The organism is Anditalea andensis (assembly GCF_000714815.1).
In the GTDB taxonomy this organism is placed as follows: Bacteria; Bacteroidota; Bacteroidia; order Cytophagales; family Cyclobacteriaceae; genus Anditalea; species Anditalea andensis.
Window position 1 is genome coordinate 257,315 of record NZ_JMIH01000023.1, and the last position, 16,125, is coordinate 273,439.

The 16,125-nt window shown below is 41.3% G+C and carries 16 protein-coding genes and 1 riboswitch; of the genes, 7 read left to right on the forward strand and 9 right to left on the reverse strand.

What is annotated here, in order from left to right:
- The first annotated feature begins 24 nt into the window (after nt 1-24).
- Nucleotides 25-223: riboswitch (cobalamin riboswitch) on the forward strand.
- Between the two features lie 105 nt (nt 224-328).
- The 6 genes from EL17_RS15735 (at nt 329) to cobC (ending at nt 6,770) form a co-directional block, all read left to right on the forward strand.
- A complete protein-coding gene (locus tag EL17_RS15735) occupies nt 329-2,524 on the forward strand; it encodes a TonB-dependent receptor (protein ID WP_051720037.1) in 2,196 nt (731 codons plus the stop codon).
- Between the two features lie 77 nt (nt 2,525-2,601).
- Entirely contained in the window at nt 2,602-3,198 is a 597-nt protein-coding gene (locus EL17_RS15740) for a cob(I)yrinic acid a,c-diamide adenosyltransferase (protein ID WP_035076116.1), read from the forward strand.
- A complete protein-coding gene (locus EL17_RS15745; RefSeq protein ID WP_035076118.1) occupies nt 3,195-3,707 on the forward strand; it encodes a bifunctional adenosylcobinamide kinase/adenosylcobinamide-phosphate guanylyltransferase in 513 nt (170 codons plus the stop codon). The genes EL17_RS15740 and EL17_RS15745 overlap by 4 nt, the downstream gene beginning before the upstream one ends.
- A gap of 62 nt (nt 3,708-3,769) precedes the next feature.
- Nucleotides 3,770-5,446 carry a nicotinate-nucleotide--dimethylbenzimidazole phosphoribosyltransferase gene (cobT, locus tag EL17_RS24275; protein WP_205623563.1) on the forward strand — a complete coding sequence of 559 codons (1,677 nt, stop codon included), beginning with the start codon at nt 3,770-3,772 and terminating at the stop codon, nt 5,444-5,446.
- Nucleotides 5,443-6,231 carry an adenosylcobinamide-GDP ribazoletransferase gene (locus EL17_RS15755; RefSeq protein WP_035076124.1) on the forward strand — a complete coding sequence of 263 codons (789 nt, stop codon included), beginning with the start codon at nt 5,443-5,445 and terminating at the stop codon, nt 6,229-6,231. Before cobT ends, EL17_RS15755 begins: the two co-directional genes overlap by 4 nt.
- Nucleotides 6,216-6,770, forward strand: a complete 555-nt coding sequence (gene cobC, locus EL17_RS15760; protein ID WP_035076127.1) for an alpha-ribazole phosphatase — start codon at nt 6,216-6,218, stop codon at nt 6,768-6,770. The genes EL17_RS15755 and cobC overlap by 16 nt, the downstream gene beginning before the upstream one ends.
- 514 nt (nt 6,771-7,284) lie before the next feature.
- Here cobC and EL17_RS15765 read toward each other — a convergent pair.
- Complete coding sequence (locus EL17_RS15765; RefSeq protein WP_035076130.1) at nt 7,285-8,508, reverse strand: RtcB family protein; 1,224 nt, start codon at nt 8,506-8,508, stop codon at nt 7,285-7,287.
- Nucleotides 8,509-8,642: 134 nt separating this feature from the next.
- Nucleotides 8,643-8,996, reverse strand: coding sequence for a SpoIIAA family protein (locus EL17_RS15770; protein WP_035076133.1), 354 nt, complete (start codon nt 8,994-8,996; stop codon nt 8,643-8,645).
- A 216-nt stretch (nt 8,997-9,212) separates the two neighbouring features.
- Between EL17_RS15770 and EL17_RS15775 the strand changes: the two genes are divergently transcribed.
- Nucleotides 9,213-10,037 (forward strand): universal stress protein, encoded by an 825-nt coding sequence (locus EL17_RS15775; RefSeq protein ID WP_035076136.1) that lies wholly within the window; start codon nt 9,213-9,215, stop codon nt 10,035-10,037.
- Nucleotides 10,038-10,191: 154 nt separating this feature from the next.
- On the opposite strand, the gene gdhA is transcribed toward EL17_RS15775, so the two are convergent.
- From gdhA to EL17_RS23585, 7 genes are all read right to left on the reverse strand, one after another.
- A complete protein-coding gene (gene gdhA, locus EL17_RS15780; protein ID WP_035076139.1) occupies nt 10,192-11,553 on the reverse strand; it encodes an NADP-specific glutamate dehydrogenase in 1,362 nt (453 codons plus the stop codon).
- A gap of 331 nt (nt 11,554-11,884) precedes the next feature.
- The gene (locus tag EL17_RS15785; protein ID WP_035076141.1) at nt 11,885-12,355 is read right to left on the reverse strand and encodes a DUF6691 family protein; all 471 of its coding nucleotides are present in this window, start codon (nt 12,353-12,355) and stop codon (nt 11,885-11,887) included.
- 7 nt (nt 12,356-12,362) lie between these two features.
- Nucleotides 12,363-12,947 carry a YeeE/YedE family protein gene (locus EL17_RS15790; RefSeq protein ID WP_035076144.1) on the reverse strand — a complete coding sequence of 195 codons (585 nt, stop codon included), beginning with the start codon at nt 12,945-12,947 and terminating at the stop codon, nt 12,363-12,365.
- Between the two features lie 154 nt (nt 12,948-13,101).
- Nucleotides 13,102-14,523, reverse strand: a complete 1,422-nt coding sequence (locus EL17_RS15795; RefSeq protein ID WP_035076146.1) for an MBL fold metallo-hydrolase — start codon at nt 14,521-14,523, stop codon at nt 13,102-13,104.
- A gap of 79 nt (nt 14,524-14,602) precedes the next feature.
- Complete coding sequence (gene trxA / locus EL17_RS15800) at nt 14,603-14,917, reverse strand: thioredoxin (RefSeq protein ID WP_035076150.1); 315 nt, start codon at nt 14,915-14,917, stop codon at nt 14,603-14,605.
- A 371-nt stretch (nt 14,918-15,288) separates the two neighbouring features.
- Nucleotides 15,289-15,456 (reverse strand): hypothetical protein, encoded by a 168-nt coding sequence (locus tag EL17_RS23580; RefSeq protein WP_164675110.1) that lies wholly within the window; start codon nt 15,454-15,456, stop codon nt 15,289-15,291.
- A 421-nt stretch (nt 15,457-15,877) separates the two neighbouring features.
- Nucleotides 15,878-16,099 (reverse strand): hypothetical protein, encoded by a 222-nt coding sequence (locus EL17_RS23585; RefSeq protein WP_205623564.1) that lies wholly within the window; start codon nt 16,097-16,099, stop codon nt 15,878-15,880.
- Between the last annotated feature and the right edge of the window lie 26 nt (nt 16,100-16,125).

A 16,125-nucleotide genomic window follows, 5' to 3' on the forward strand; every position in this document is an offset into this window, starting at 1 on the left:
ATGAAAACATAACGACCTTCTTCTACTACTCATCATTACATAGGTGGCGATGCATCAGATGCCATTGCCTTAAAAGGGAATCCGGTGAAAAACCGGAGCAGTCCCCGCTGCTGTAATCCTGCAAAAAACTTCAGATAAAATAAAGCCACTGTACACCGCTGTGTATGGGAAGGCCATCTGAAGTCAGGAGAGCCAGAAGACCTGCCTCTGTAAAACCAAGCATAATGCATTCGGGTGAAATGCTGGCAGGCCCGTATATTATTTATGATATTATGCCTGTGGTAATCAGAAGCCCATTTACCATTCTTCATCATTACTCATTAAAAAAATGAAGCCAAAGGCACATTATTCTATCCTTAAAAACTTATTATTTATCGGGGCTACTGTAGTCTCCACACCCCTTTTCGCACAACAGTTTCCTGCAGATACCATACAGGGCACAAACTTAGACGAAATAGTGGTGACAGCTACCCGCTCGGCCATTGAAAAAAGCAAAGTCCCTCAGAGCATAGAGATCATATCCCCAAGGGATATAGAAATGACTCCCGCACAAGAGTTCACCGACCTCTTGAAAAAACATGCTACCATAAACGTGATCCAATACCCCGGGCTTTCAGCAGGAGTAGGTATAAGAGGTTTCCGACCCCAATTCAGCGGCTTAAACCAAAGAACCTTATTGCTGGTAGATGGGAGACCTGCCGGAACAGTAAACCTGGCAACCATCAATCCTGCCGATATAGAGCGCGTAGAGGTACTGAAGGGCCCTGCATCTGCTCTATACGGTTCTCAGGCCATGGGGGGTGTGGTAAATGTGATTACCAGACAGTCGAGCGGTAAAATCAGATCTTCTGTGTTTACAGAGTACGGATCTTTCGAAACCGTGAAGGCCGGTATAATCACCGGGGGTAACCTCACAGATAACCTGGACTTTGACCTTTCATTTACCACTTTTGACAGAAACCGGAACATGAAGCTGGGTAATGGCAACTGGTTCCGAGGCATACTGGATGCTGGGACTGCCACTAAATTCTATGCAGATAGCAGCCAGGAAGTAGACGATAGCCGTGCAGATGGCTTACGTAGGGAATATACCAGATTAAATTATAACACTGGAAGCTTGCGACTAGGCTACCAGATCAGCAATAACTGGCGCGCAAACGTAAAAGGAGAGCGCTTTGTAGCTAATAACATAGAAAGCCCTAGCAACATTGACTTTGGAAATGATCAGCCAAGTACAAAGGACATCAGTAGGGCAAACGGCGAACTGAGTTTAACCGGTAACATTAGGAACCACGAGCTGTCGATAAGAGGTTATGCAGCAGAAGAAAACAATGCCAACAATACGCTGAATTCCGGAGGTATTCCTATAGTGCCATATCTTTCCTTACAGCGAAGTTCTGCGTGGCATGGTATACAGTTGAAAGACATTTACCGACTAAAACAGCATACTATCATCACTGGAGTAGACTATAACAATGCATCTACCAGTTCGAGGAGTTTTATTAGCGCCAACACCGAGAGAGCTCCTTACTCTCCAAATTACAGCTTAATATCCACAGGTATATATGCACAGGGACATCTTAGTTTCCTACAGGAAAAACTTATTGTAAACCCTGGGGCCCGTTTGGATCTCATCACTTATGAGGTACAGACTACACCTCTTTTGGATAGCTACGCACCCGGCAAAGAAACCAACCCCTTTATTAGTCCCAGCCTGTCCATGCAGTATCAGTTGCTGAGCCCATTGTGGGTGCATGCCACTATAGGCCGGGCCTTTGTGACACCTGATGCCTTCAATGTGGCCGGATATTCTGAGGCAGTGGCTGCAAACGGAAGGGCGGCCATAACCCAGGGGAATCCAGACCTGGAAACAGAAAACAGTACCACCTGGGATGCAGGGCTTCGTTTAGGGAAACAAGGATCGCGATTTACAGCCGATGTTACCTATTTCAGAACCCGAGTGAACGACCGTATCACCAGGCTAAGGACTGTTCCACAAACACCGGAATTTACAGAAAGCGGCCATGAAATCGCCTCCCGTACCACATTTGTGAATGCCGATGAAGCAAACATCAGCGGTCTGGAAGCTGAATTCGCATACGACTTCGGCAGTTTAACAAATTACAGCTATATGCTACGTCTTTTTGCCGGGGCCACTTCCACGTTCAAAGCTGAAGAAGTGACCATAGCCAGCGATGGCAGTATTACGGCTCAGGATATCGCCAATGTGGCTGACCTTACTATAAATTATGGCCTAGATTACAGTAACCTTAAAGGATTGAACCTACGCTTAAACGGACGCTATGTAGGCAATAGAATGGATACAGATTTCACCGATGCCCTAAATCCAATAATAGAATATCCAGCTTTTATGGTACTTGATTTCAGCGCCGCCTTCACTTATGCCCAGCAGCATACCATTGCCCTGCTGGTCAATAATGTCACAGACGAGAATTACTATGAAAAACGTGGCTTCAATATGCCCGGAAGAAATTTATCACTGCGGTATGGTTTTACATTCTAATCAATAATTTCACCTACTCCGCCGGGATATCATGCTCTGCGGAGTAGCTTTATATTAAAATTTAAATCAAAAATAAAATGAAAATTTATACTAAAAAAGGAGACAAAGGCACAACAGGCCTTTTTGGCGGCAAACGTGTTTACAAAGATGATGTTCGCGTGGACTGTTACGGAACACTTGATGAGGTCAACTCTACCATTGGCTTATTGCGTGTAAAATTAGGCAGTGACCACCTATGGCAGCCAAACTTGCACAAAATCCAGAAAGACATGATGGACATGATGTCCCACCTGGCCCGCCCCTCTGATACTAAGAAAATCAATACGAACCCAATGCCTGAGGATGGGGCTGTCTTTTGCGAGACATGGATAGATGAACTGGAGGCTAACATGCAAACGGCTTCTGATTACTTCCTACTCCCTGGAGGAAACGAGGTCTCAGCACTTTGTCACATGGTACGTACCCAGATGAGGCGTGGCGAACGACTGCTGGTCACGTTAATGAAAGAAGATGAGATAAATGAAGCTATTCCGGCTTATATTAACCGTCTTTCTGATTTGTTCTTTACAATGGCCAGAGCAGAAATGGACAAAGCAGGCGTGGCAGAAGAAAAATGGCAGCTTTTTTTATATAAGCGCTTCAAAAAAGCAGAGTCAGACGAAAAGCAGTCATGATCACCTATATATCTGGAGGGGTGCGCAGCGGTAAAAGCAGGTTTGCACAGGATATGGCGCTAAGTCTAAGCCCAACCCCGGTATACATTGCCACTGCCAAAGTGTGGGATGAGGATTTTAGCCAGCGGGTAAAGCGCCATCAGATGGAGCGCGGTCCAGAATGGACAAACTTCGAAACTTATAAAAACCTAAATCAACTCCCGATTCAAAACAAAGTCGTACTGATTGATTGCGTGACGCTCTGGCTCACCAATTTTTTCATGGACTTTCAGCATGATCTGGATAGATCATTGGCTGCTTTCAAAGATGAAATAGATGGACTAAGCCAATTACCGGGTACATTTCTAATTGTTTCGAATGAACTGGGAATGGGTCTACATGCTGATACAGAGCTCGGCCGTAAGTTCACAGACCTGCAAGGCTGGGCCAATCAATATGTGGCGGCCAGAGCAGCTGAAGCTATCTTTATGGTCTCAGGATTGCCCCTGTACCTGAAAAGACCGGCCTAAACTTTAATAGCATATGTCCTGATTACACTTTAAATATTGATCCAATAGCTATAATGACTTTTATGTTAGATGATATACTCCGCTCCAGGAGAGATACCCGCCATTTTACAGATGAACCCGTACCCGATGAAGTGCTTGAAAAAGCATTGAGGGCCGGGCATATGGCTCCTACTGTCGGGCTAACAGATGCTACCCAATATTATGTTATTAAAAATAAGGAAGTAAAACAGGAAATTAAAAAGCTTTTTCAAAAGTACAACCAAAAGGCTTCTGATTTAATTGAGAATGAAACTCAGAGAGACGCCTATACCGCTTTAAAACTGGAGGCAATAGTGGATGCCCCTCTTGGTCTGGTGGTAGGTTATGACCGCTCAGTGCTGAACACCTTTACCATAGGCACCATTGCCAGCAACGATACCATTAGGTTTAGCGCAGTATGTGCTGTGCAGAACATCTGGTTATCTTTAACCGAACAAGGGTACGGCATGGGCTGGGTATCTATTTTAGACCATTACCAATTTAAAAAATTAATAGCCCTACCTGAAGAGGTAGAACCACTGGGCTATTTCTGTATAGGCAAACCAGCGACAGACTATGGCCACCAACCCATGCTTCAACAGCAGGGATGGAAACAAAAATCCGCTGCTCCAACAGTAACTGAAGTTAAAAAAGTAAACAGAAGTACCTATCCAGCATTTGAACAATCTTTAAACAAGCCTATAGAAAATGAGCTCTTAGAAGAACAAATACAGCTCATCATCGACCGTAAAACTAAGCCAGCTGGGGCATTAGGTATATTGGAAACCCTGGCCTTGCAAATGGGAAAAGTCTTTAAAACAACCAGCCCAGAGATAAAACATCCTCACCTGGTGGTATTTGCAGCAGACCACGGCATAGCGCAACATGGCGTAAGCGCCTATCCCCAGGAAGTGACTGGGCAGATGGTAAAAAATTTCACCGAAGGAGGAGCCGCTATTAATGTGTTCTGCAAGCAGCACAGCATATCCCTTAATATAGTAGATGCAGGCGTTAATTATGACTTCCCCCCCAACCTGCCCATCATCAACCATAAAATGGGCAGGGGGACCCGTTCTTTTTTACATGGCCCCGCCATGTCAGCGGATCAGGTCCAAACCTGCCTGTTTAAAGGATCGGAAGTCACCAATAGTCTCTTCCGGGCTGGGTGCAATACCATAGGCTTTGGAGAGATGGGAATAAGTAACACCTCTACTGCAGCGGTTTTAATGAGCCTATTGTGTAAGTACCCTATAGAACAGTGTACCGGAAAAGGTACAGGTGTAGCCGGTGAAAATCTCGATAAAAAACTTCTTATTCTGAATCAAGCCATCCAAAATTATACAGGAAGCCGGGAACCTCTGGCTATTATGGCACATTTCGGAGGATTCGAAATCCTCCAGATAGCAGGTGCTATGCTGCAGGCAAAGCAAAACGATATGCTGCTGCTGGTAGATGGCTTCATTTCTACAGTCGCTTTTCTTTGTGCCTATAAAATGGAACCGAAGGTAAAAAGCAATGCGGTTTTTTGTCACCTATCCGATGAGACAGGCCACAGGCTCCTCCTTCAATATCTGGATGCCCAACCATTACTTCAACTTAAAATGCGCTTGGGAGAAGGTACGGGCTGTGCCATTGCCTATCCCCTCTTAAAAAGTGCGACTTCTTTTTTAAATGAAATGGCCAGTTTTGACAGTGCAGGCATAAGCGACAAAGATCAATGAAACAGGAGATAAACATATTTTTTACCGCCGTCATGTATTATACGCGGATTCCCTGCCCTTCCTGGGTAGCTTATGAAGAGCATAACCTCCACCAGGCGACACGTTACTTTCCTTTGATCGGATGGATAGTGGGGCTTATAGCAGGGATCATTTATCTCGCTGCCAGCTACCTATTTGGAGCTACACTGGGCGTTCTCCTATCTATGGCAGGTTCTATTCTTTTGACCGGGGCTTTCCATGAAGATGGACTTGCCGATACATGTGACGGATTTGGAGGGGGCTGGACAAAAGAGCGCATACTTGAAATAATGAAAGATAGCCGAATTGGTACCTATGGAGCAGTAGGACTGATACTTATACTTTCCATTAAATTCTTTTCTATTCAACGATTATTGACTAATAATTTTCAGCCTTTTACACTGCTTCTTATGTTCATCACTGCCCATTCCCTCAGTCGATTGGTGGCCAGCAGCTTTATATTCACCCATGATTATGTACGCATATCTGAAGATAGCAAGGCTAAACCGGTTGCCCAAAAAGTAGCCATACATAACCTGATCATGGGGTCTGTGTGGGCATTTATCCCACTCATTACGCTTACCTGTTTTGTAGCCAAGCCCTTACTGCTTACCGTCCTTATCCCATTATACCTTATAAAAATTTACTTAGGCCGCTATTTCACTAAATGGATCGGCGGGTATACCGGGGATGGACTTGGAGCCACCCAACAAATCAGCGAGGTGATCATTTACCTAACATTCATTTTACTATGGAAATTTACCTGATCCGCCATACGACACCAGATGTATCCAAAGGATTAATTTATGGGCGTACTGACGTGGGCCTAATCGAAACTTTTTTAGATGAAAAAAATGCTATCCTCAAAAAACTGCCATCGGACATTGAAGTAGTGGTCTCCAGTCCTTCTACTCGCTGTACCGAACTCGCCGCACATATCAACAAACAATATAAAAAAGATGATAGACTCTACGAAGTCAACTTTGGGTCATGGGAAGGTAAAACATGGGATACAATAGACCAAAAAGAATCAGAAGCTTGGATGAGGGATTTTGTAAATGTATGCCCACCGGGAGGCGAAAGCATGGCACAAATGCAAAATCGGGTAATGGATTTCTTTAAAGAACTGCTCCAACTTGAAATTGCTCAAGCTGCTGTCATCACACATGGAGGTGTTATTCGAATCCTTCTTGCTCATATACAGCAAATACCTTTAGAAAGGTCCTTTGAAATTAAGGTAAATTTCAGTGATATTTATAAAGTGCAGCATCATCTCACGGGTGAGATAGAGACCATGCAATTATAAGCATCAATAATAAACCGTTTTTATACTAATCAACAAAATTATAGTATAATTAATCGTTTTTTTCAACCAAATATTTGATTTTAAACATTTTTAAACCCTTAAAAACCAAGTAAAATACCCTATTAGTAAAAACTTGCCAAAAATTCAAAAAATCAAATAATGCAATGGATTCCAATTGTAATATTATCAACAATATCGTATTAAAATAAATTTACTGTAATTTTTACCTAAAATTTTTAAAATATTTTTAATTTCACGCCATCCTTACTACATTTACATAAGTAAACAGGGAGATAATAGCTATTACTTCTGATACTGTAGGATATTGGTACGAGACACTGTATGTCAGATATATTGTCCAGGGAGGTTCGAATCCTTCTCTTACAGCAGGTTATTTTGGGTTTATTGTTAATTGATAAAAACTATGAAGCTGTGCTTCATAGTTTTTTTATTTTTATAGCTTTACTGATCTTTTTATAAAATCATAATCAATCCTATACAAAATTTATTTTTATTAATCTTTATACGGGTCATATATATCCCCTCCCGCCATAGCCACACCGATAGGGTTCAGGGTGTGCAATACCTCAACCGTACCGCCCATATGGGCCATGACCTCTTGCAGTTTCTTGTATACTTCAGGAGCCTCATCTGCCCCTGCCCCCCTAAGTTCTATGTTTTTCCCTTTCATCAGTAATTTTACCGCATCAAAATCTACTTTGCCTCTGGCCACTATAGTGGGGACTTTTTTTCCGTTTTTTTTATCTCTGATCCACTTCTTTTTGCCTGCGGCTTCTGTCCGGCTCATGACCCGACCTGCTCCATGAACGGTCGAATATAGCGCTTTCTGTGATAGATGACCTTCCACTCCCTCTATAACAACAGAAGCATCCAGCATATTGGCCCCTATAAATCCCTGCTGGCCAGGAAAGGCAGGTGTGCAGCCTTTTCTCACTACCCAGTAATCCTCTCCGAAATGCTTTTCTGTCCAGGCAAAATTATGATGGTTGTGGACTTCAAAGGCAACCTTAGGATTACCCAGTATCTCTATAACTTTTGCCACCACCATATCTCTCCCAGCATATGCATATGCTCCAGCCAGGTTCATAGCCTGAATATAGGACTGTCCCAGGTCGGAATGTATATCCAACAATATAGGCGGGCTGTCCATCGCTCCTTCTTTCCCTCTATCTGTAAAATCCAGCCCCTGAGACATGGCAATAAATCCAGTAGCAGTTTTGTGGCCAAAACCTCTGGAACCAAAGTGCACCCCTATCCACAGTAAACCATCCTCACCTTCAAATAGATCTACGTAGTGATTACCACTGCCCACCGTCCCTAACTGTTCCTTTGCCATCTTCAGCATTTTTCTTTGGGGAATGAATTCCGCTTTAGCTATCCTATCTAAGACTTCATGGTCAGCGGGCTCATTATTTGGCCGCCCCACGCCAAATGAAATCCTCCTAAAAATCTCATCCAGGATATGTGGTAAGTCTTTTCTGATATCATCTACACATATATCAGTTTTTACTGCCTTGTTACCACAGGCTATATCAAAACCTACTCCTGATACAGAAATCTTATCTTTGTAAGCCACAGCCCCTCCTATAGGATGGGAATAACCATAATGGGCATCGGCCGTCAATACCCCAATATCATGCTCACGGATGCAATTTTTGATCTGGCGAATGGCATTATCATCTATAATCGCTCTACCAAATATGGTTAAGTTTTCCATCCTGTTGCTTTAAAACCTTAATCAACTGACTGCTTACCCGCTAATCTTTACATATAATAATTTCATCAGTGGACAATCACCACTATACAATTAAAAAAAACTGAAAGTATTTACTAATGTATTTCACTACCCTTTTACATTTTCACCCAACTCATGGCTTCCTCCTTCTCATCAAAGTTGAAATATTTGGCATGAGGTGACATCATTATATCGGATATTTTCACCAAGATCTCCTTCCATTTGGCATCGCCCACAACGGCAATTTTTTTGAGTTTATTATAGCTTGGGATATTGGTTAGATCTTCATATAGACCTTTGGGAGTTACATTTTCAAATTCCGGCAACTCGAGATATACCCTTGGATCATCATGATCATTGATCACCTTTTCGAGTTCCGGATTAATAGCTTCAAAAGTATGTTTATCTATTACTTTTGATATATTAATGGCTAACAGATTGCCATGCGATTCACTTAAAAACGATACCATATCTTTACTTTTTTGATCTTAAATTGGACGTGTTTTAATTATTTAAGCTGTAACCTACAGGATAAGGAATACAATAGTCTTAACCTATTTGCTTCATTTAGCTAACTTCCCACGAGTTTGAATTGTTGTAAATGAATTTTTAACTCTCTGCTTAATTCTTTATTTTTATTAAAAGGGAAATATAATCCCAGATTTTTCACCTTTAAAAGTAAAATCATGAAAACCAGACTGATCGTATTGATTGACTTCAGCGCTGATAATTTATTTTATATCGCCGGATTATGGGCTAGAGCCCTAAAGGCAGACCTTTACCTGATTCACCAGGTGCCAGGTTTAATCCCTTCTTTGGCTGACGGCGAAAGTAGAGCACTGATCATAGAAGAGGAGAAAAAGAATGCTTTGATTAAATTAAAATCAAAAACCACTTCATATTTTCCCCAGGTGAAAGAAATACAATACCATGTCTCCGAGCAATCCATTTCGACCACTATCAATTCGCTTCCTGCAAAAAATGAAGGCTTTCAAAATATAGTCATAACAGGTTTGAAGAAACGAGGTTTTCTGGAACAATTGATATTTGGAAGTACCGCTACCCGAATCATAGATGATACGGATTACCCCATAATTGCCATCCCCTCAAAAATTACAGCAGTACTTCCTGAGAAAATCATCTTGGCTTTAAGTTATCGGTATCCCTTAAATCATAAAGCCTATCACGAACTGCTCAATACCTTTGACCGTACTATTAAGCAGTGCGAAATCATTACCGTAATTACTCCAAAAGATAATGAAGCGGAGAGTGAAGCATATTTACAGAGATTGACTTCTGATCTTCAACTGGAAATCCCTACTACGTATAGACTTTTCAAAGGTGATGACCATTTTGAAGAAATAAAAAATCATATAGTCATCCAGTCCTCAAGGAGCATATTGGTAGTTCAGAAAGGTTCTCGGACTTTAACAGATCAAATCTTTAGAAAGTTTTTCATCAACGAAATCGTCCATGACGGCTCTATACCTTTGGTAGTCCTTCCCTTATAAACTGGTTTTCGGAAATGGTACATCCCTTTTATGACTTTGTGCTGATCCTCTTTTTCGCTACATTTTTAGGTGCCTTTGGCCTATTGTTCAGACGGCCACTTATGGTGATGTTTATTGCCTTCCCTGAACTTTTTCTGCTCTTGAAATTTACTGATCATACTATCCCCTGCGCCTTCATGGCTTCAGCTACTTTCAGAAAACCAAATATATTGGCTCCTTCCAGATAGTTGCCGGGCACACCATATTCCTCGGCCGCATTGAGGCAAACTTCATGAATGTTCTTCATAATCTGCTTTAGCCTTTCATCTACATCTTCCCTGTTCCAATACACCCCCATTCTATTTTGGGTCATTTCCAGGCCGGAGACCGCCACACCTCCTGCATTGGCACATTTGCCGGGAGCATATAGGATCTTTGATTCCTGAAGCACTGCTATGGCCTCTGAACTACAGGGCATATTGGCCCCTTCTGCCAGTAGCATGATTTTGTTTTTGGCCAGATGTTCGGCATCTTGCTTATTGATCTCATTTTGTGTGGCGCAGGGAAACACACAGTCTGCTTCTACCTTCCAAAGAGGGTTAAAATCTGCATCCTGTTCTGTTTCTACATATTCTGAATCAGGATATTTGTCTGCATACTCTTTGATCCTGCCCCGTTTGTTATTTTTTAGATCTTTGATAAACTCCAGTTTCTGCTCATCTATCCCTTCTTTGTCCACTATAAATCCAGATGAATCTGACACGGTAATAGGTATACCTCCCAGTTCTATAATCTTTTCCATGGCATATTGGGATACATTCCCTGCGCCTGATATGATACATTTTTTGTTTTCCATGGTATCTTCATTGGCTTGTAACATATTAGAAGCAAAATAAATCAGCCCATATCCTGTAGCTTCAGGTCGGATGACACTTCCTCCCCAGTGTTTGCCTTTGCCGGTAAGTATACCTGTAAATTCATTTTTTAGTTTCTTGTACATTCCAAATAAGTATCCTATTTCTCTGGATCCCACACCGATATCACCGGCGGGCACATCTGTGAAATCTCCAATATGCCTATATAATTCCTGCATAAAAGCATGGCAAAAACGCATAATTTCAGCGTCTGACTTTCCTTTGGGGTCGAAATCTGCCCCCCCTTTCCCTCCTCCCATAGGCAAACTGGTAAGGGCATTTTTAAAAATCTGCTCGAAAGCCAAAAATTTAAGTATACTCGAATTCACGGAAGGGTGGAACCTTAGCCCTCCTTTGTATGGCCCTATAGCTGAGTTCATCTGAATTCGGTAGCCTCGGTTGATCTGCACCTCTCCTGCATCATCCTGCCATGCCACCCTAAATGTAATCACCCGCTCTGGCTCTATCATCCTCTCAAGGATTTTCAGGTCTTCATATTCAGGATGGCGTTCCAGTACCCTGCCCACTGAAGAAACTACTTCTTCTACCGCCTGGATAAATTCCTTCTCATTTGGACTTCTTTTGTTGATATAGGCTAGGATTTGCTCTTTAAGATCGGTCATAAGGTGTTTTAGGTTTAATGTATATGTTCTCTATCTCTAACAGGTTTTTAATCCAACTGTTAAAAAATAGCTGAATGATGTAAATAAATCCCTCATTGATTTCTAAAAATTATAAGAGCATTTTTCCTCTCCTATCACCTGGATTTATGGATTTTGGACCAAATTTTACCCGGATTTTTCAAACAAAGAGAGATGGCAGCCCAATTAAAAAAATATAATTAAAAGTCTTATTGGCCATGGTCAAATGCGTACATTTCCTACTATTAAAATTTGTATCTAATAGAACCCCCTAGCAGGCAATTCCACTGTTTAACATAAAAAATACAGCTTTTTAACTGGGCAGCCTATCGGCAAATCTACCATAAATCCATGTCCCTGCTACAGCACTGATAAAAGTTATAATAACTACAGTATACCCCACTCCGATCTGTGCATAGATAGGTCCTGGACACGCACCTGTCAAGGCCCAACCCAATCCAAAAATAAATCCGCCTATGATCTGGCCTTTCTTAAATTTCTTTTCTTTTATGAAGACAGTTTCTCCTTTTATCGTTTTAATGTCCAATCTTTTGATCAACTGGATGGAAATCATCCCCACCAATATGGCAGATCCTATCACACCGTACATGAAAAAGGATTGCAACCGGAACATCTCCTGAATCCTGAACCAGGAGATGATCTCTGCTTTGACAAAAATTATCCCGAAAAAAACACCCACAATCAGATATTTCAGTAAAGAAAACCCTGTCTCTTGGTTGGGTATATTTTGATCTATGCTTAACCTGTTTTTTTTAGTATTCATCTACATCCTATTTTAGGCCTGTTAATGCCATGATATACGGCAAAAATATATGGGTCATCGTAAATCCACCCAACATAAAAAAAATAGTAGCCACTAAAGAGGGCCACTGTAAGTTACTGATTCCCATGATGGCATGACCAGAAGTACATCCCCCGGCGTATCTGGTCCCAAATCCTACCAAGCCTCCACCTATCACAAAAAAGAAAAGTCCCCTTAAGGTAAATATATTATCCCATAAGAAAATATCAGCAGGCAAAAGACTCCTGAAATCAGTTATGCCCAATGTTGCAAGATCAGCCTGCGTGCTTTCGGCTACTACAATCGCATCTGGATCGGACAGAAATATGCTGGCTATCATACCTCCCATCAAAATGCCCAATACAAAGACAAGGTTCCAGGTCTCCTTTTTCCAGTTATATTCAAAAAAGGGAATCTTGGCCGGTGCACATGCCGCATTGATATGTCTGAATGAAGAGGATATCCCAAACGGTTTATTTCCAAGCAGTAAAAGTGCGGGGACTGTCAATCCTATCAGAGGCCCTGCCACATACCATGGCCATGGATGCCTGATCCATTCTATAAATGATCCCATATATGTAAGTCTAAATTGTTTTCTCCTATCGGTTCAATTTACAAATTAAACGCAATATGAGTAACCAATAGGTGACAAATCTCACACATCCCCATCATAAATGAAAAAAGGCAAGATGATATCTTGCCTTTTCAGTTGGTCCTGCTATCATACCTTAAAGTAAGGTGGAAGGACATACATATTGAGTCAGTTCAAATTTGCCTGAATCCTTTAGATCTTTAAAACCACCCTTTACATCGATAAGATTACCATAACCTCTGGCCCTTAAAATTGAGGTAAAGATCATAGATCTGTAACCTCCCGCACAATGAACATAGTAGGTCTTGTCTTTATCCACATGAACCATATTTTCATTGATATAATCCAGGGCTACATTTTCAGCTCCAACAATATGCTCGCTCTGGTACTCACTGCTTTTTCTTACATCTAAAATCGGAGTATTGTAATTTTCCCTTTTAATAGCTGCCAATTCCTCCACTGTAATGGAAACAATGGTATCTATTTCCTTTCCTGAAGCTATCCATTCATTGATTCCACCCTTCAGGTAGCCAAGTGTCCTGTCATACCCTACACGGGCTAATCTGGTAATCACTTCTTCTTCTCTGCCTTCTTCCGTTATGATGAGCAACTCCTGTTTCACATCTGGGATTAATGTACCTACCCATACCGCAAAACTGCCGTCAATCCCGATATTAACAGCATTGGGGACAAAGCCCTGAGCAAAAACCTGGGGAGCTCTTGTATCTAAAATTATAGCTCCTGTTTCATTGGCTGCCGCTTCAAACGCCTCAGGGCTTAGGGCACGCTGGCCTCTTTCCAGTACTTCATCTATACTATCATAACCCTGTATGTTCATCATGACATTTTGTGGGAAATAGGAAGGTGGAGGGGTAAGACCTGTGATGACCTGACGTGTAAATTCGACCTGGGTCATTTCCTGCAAAGCATAATTGGTCTTCTTTTGATTCCCCAAGGTATCAGAGGTTTCCTTGCTCATATTTTTGCCACAGGCACTCCCTGCTCCGTGAGCAGGATATACGATCAGATCATCGGAAAGAGGCATGATCTTATTTCTAAGTGAATCATATAAGTGCCCTGCAAGTATATCTTGGGTAAGGTCTTTCACTACTTTTTGGGCGAGATCCGGCCTTCCTACATCACCAATAAATAAGGTATCCCCTGTAAAGAGGGCCTCTTCTTTGCCCTCTTCATTGGTCAATAGGTATACTGAACTTTCCATAGTATGCCCTGGAGTGTGAATCAGCCTGATTTTAGCTTTTCCAATCTCAAACTCCTGCCCATCCTTTCCGACTATAGCATCAAAACCAAGAGACATTTCTGTCGGGCCAAACACAATTTTCGCCCCGGTTTTAGCCGCTAGATCTTTATGGCCCGATACAAAGTCTGCGTGGAAATGGGTTTCAAATACATATTTGATTTTAGCCCCATTTTTTTCTGCTTTTTCGATATATGGTCTTACTTCCCTGAGTGGGTCAATAATAGCAGCTTCTCCATTGGATTCTAAGTAATATGCACCCTGAGCCAGACATCCTGTATATATTTGTTCTATTTTCATATTCGGTTACTATTTTTCCTATCCTTCCAAAGTTAATCAATAGATAAATAGGACTCTATGACAAAAGTCACTTTGGGTATTAAGTATGTTGTTTAACGACATTTATTAATTCATGGGTAGGTACTACACCTGACCTCCTCCATAAGGATTGCCCCTTTTTAAAAAGGATGAGGGTAGGAACTCCACGTACTTGATAAGTATTGGCAGCATCAGGATTTTTATCTACATCTACTTTGATGACCTTTACCTGACTACCCAACTGTTTGGCGACCTCTTCCAAAACAGGCTGCATGGTCTTACAGGGACCGCACCAAGTAGCATAAAAATCAACCAAAACAGGCTTTTCCCCTGAGATTAATTCATGAAATGATTTAGGTTTTGAAGTACTTTGCATAGATATTGAGATTTAGAAAATATAAAAATACAAATACTTTATAAAGATCCTGCAACATGAGGTACATCCACTATAATGGTCAGCCTGATATACTTGTATTATAGTGGAAACCAGGATAATTTCGGAAATAAAATATTATCCTGGTAGCTACCTTAAGGTTTTGGTATAAAATCCTTTATACCTTGGTCCAATGTCACATTTTTTCCATCAATGGCAATAGGTGCTGCAGAATACAGCTTCTTATGGCAGACCTATATCCAATAGCACAATATACAATAATGATGTCATTTTGAGGGATTTCATGTGACCGGTCATACAGTTCATTAAAAGGTATATTCAAAGGATTTTTAAACCCTCAATCGGCCGTGTGCTCATCTTTTGCTTCGGAGACCAATCAAAGTATAATTTTCAGGATCCTGGATAAACTGATCATAGCGAAGCTTTTCCATTCTCTCACCCTCCGTTCTATTATATATAAATACCCCCTTTATGTTTTTACCATAGTCTACAAATTGGGTCCTCTCTATCACTAAAGACAAGCGCTCCGGTTCTTCTCGATACTTTATAGATAGAGGACGTTGGATGTCCTATTTTTATGAAAAATTCATTCATCTTTTCTTCTTGAATAGTGATTGGTCCTGGTATGTGAGTGAATTTGAAGCTTCCCGTCGGTCGGCCGTCAATGACTATAGGACCTCTTTAGGTTCGAAATTTATATGCAAAAAATGAATATGATTCGGTACAGCATCATCCATCTTCAAAGACCCATACGCAGGATTTACTGACCACACCATCCCCAAGATCGGAAGTGTATTGACAATTTTTTCCATATTTCACCATTCTAATAATGTTAAACAAATCCTTAAGCCTTTACATTCACTTTTGGGCAATAGTTGTTTAAGCACATTGAATACTTGGCCTTAGCATACAAAAAAAGCAAGGCTACTGCCCTGCTTGGTGTTATTCTTTTCCAGGATTACCTTTAGGTTTTGTAGGTTTTTCTCCACCTGATTGGGTTGGTTGTACGTATGGATCCTGCATTGCACCTTTTTCAGGATTTTTTTTCACATCCTCTTCTGACATAGGATTTTTTTTGATTTTATCTTTCTTGTATTGCCTGTTATCTGGGTTAGCCATAATTACATCATTAAAGTATATCAATAGATTTTTGGTATATACCAAACCCCTGCAATGTTCGAATGTTTATT